We start from the raw sequence: 1,780 nt of genomic DNA, 5'->3' as shown, positions 1-1,780 counted from the left end.
TGGTTAAATGGGGCAGATTTTGATTAAGGGTAATTATCCTGACATGATCTACAATGGACTTTGGCCAATGAGGCACCCTTGTACTATGCATCGGTGCTATCCATTAAGTACCAAAACCATTAAGCCAACCCGTAACCCCTAACCCCTAACCCCTAACCCCTAACCTTGAACACCTAAGCCCTTGCCCTAACCCTCAAAACTAAATTGAGAGAGCCAAAACTTAGTTAAAAGTTTACGGCACAACACGCTACTATAAGTATGTTGTCAACGTTAGTCAGGTAACCAAATATCTTAAACCGTAATCAGCCTCTGAGCACCGAGAGCTTTTTTAAAAGCTCTCCATAACCGATCAGCCTATTCACAACTGGTAAAAAGCTAACTGACACAACCACATCAGGTAGAAACTATCGATGCTATGCAACGAGCCTTTAAAACCAGGTTAAAGCTAAATAACCATCAGCAGTCAATTATGGCTCAACACGCAGGTTATGCTCGTTGGATTTGGAATTGGGCGTTAAGGATGTGGGACGAAGCCGATAAGGAAGGCTTGAAGCCATCTGCTCACAAATTAAAAAAGTTCTACACCAATCATGTTAAACCTAATTATCTGTGGCAAAAGACTCTTAGTTCCAGGGTTTATCAGTTTGTGTTTCTGCATTTGGGTGAAGCATTTACCCGCTTCTTTAGTGGGTTAGCTGACAAGCCCAAATTCAAAAAGAAAGGCAAAAATGATAGCTTCACCCTGGATAACTGCGGCAAAGTCATGGAATTTTCTGGCACACGGTTGAAACTGCCATTTATCGGTTGGGTTAGTACCTATGAACCACTGCCCCAAGTCCAGACGAAACGATTAACCATCAGCCGAGGGGCTGATCAGTGGTTTATTTCTGTAGCTTACGAGTTTGAGGCTGAACCAACAAAAAAACTTAAGGCTGCAATTGGTGTAGACCTAGGTGTTAAGGAACTCGCAACCATCTCTGATGGTTCTGTGTTCCCAAATCCCAGGCCATACAAACGGGCACAGCGTAAACTGGCTCGACTCCAGCGGCAATTAGCCAGAAAGCAGTTTGGTTCAAACAACCGACAGAAGGCAAAACTTAAGTTAGCCAAGGCATACCAGCGAGTCAGGAACATTCGCCAGGATACCATTCACAAGTTAACCTCATGGCTGACCAAGAATCACGGTGCTGTAGTCCTAGAAGACTTGAATGTATCTGGAATGCTATTGAATCATAAGCTCGCTGGTGCAATTGCTGATTCCGCTTTTTCCGAAATTCGCCGACAAGTTGAGTACAAGTCTCAATGGTATGGTTCTCAAGTTATTTATGCCAACAGATTCTATCCCTCTACAAAGACTTGCTCAGACTGTGGACATGAACAGGGAATGCCTTTGAACGTTCGGGTATTTAACTGTGAAGCTTGCGGGATGGTTAAAGATCGTGATCTTAATGCTGCAATCAATTTAGAACGTCTTGCCGTAGGTTCTACGGTGGAATGCCTGACTGACAGGGTGCTGCCGACAGTCCTGGATGATGCAGGAAGTAAACTTCAAAACGTCACTTAGTGACGTTTTGTGTAAGTTTTATGGAACAGTACTACACCAGAAACATGTACTGCACCAAAAGCTAAGGTTTGTATCATAGAGGGATAGCACAAAATTGGTGTTACGGTCATAGCGCGTTACTCAATTCCATAGAACAGTCACCGATGGTTAACTCAGAACCCTCCGAACAGCCTGAAAAAATTCATTTGCCCCGTACTAGCGAATCCGATACCATAA

At 43.7% G+C, this 1,780-nt stretch carries 1 protein-coding gene; it reads left to right on the top strand.

Annotated features, from left to right (window positions below; translation table 11 throughout):
• Positions 1 to 469: 469 nt before the first annotated feature.
• A complete protein-coding gene (locus tag F6K20_RS36950) occupies positions 470 to 1,564 on the top strand; it encodes an RNA-guided endonuclease InsQ/TnpB family protein (protein WP_229414497.1) in 1,095 nt (364 codons plus the stop codon).
• Positions 1,565 to 1,780 lie beyond the last annotated feature (216 nt).

Source organism: Moorena sp. SIO2C4 (assembly GCF_010672485.1).
GTDB classification, from domain to species: Bacteria; Cyanobacteriota; Cyanobacteriia; order Cyanobacteriales; family Coleofasciculaceae; genus Moorena; species Moorena producens.
This window is presented reverse-complemented; position numbering and strand designations above follow the sequence as displayed.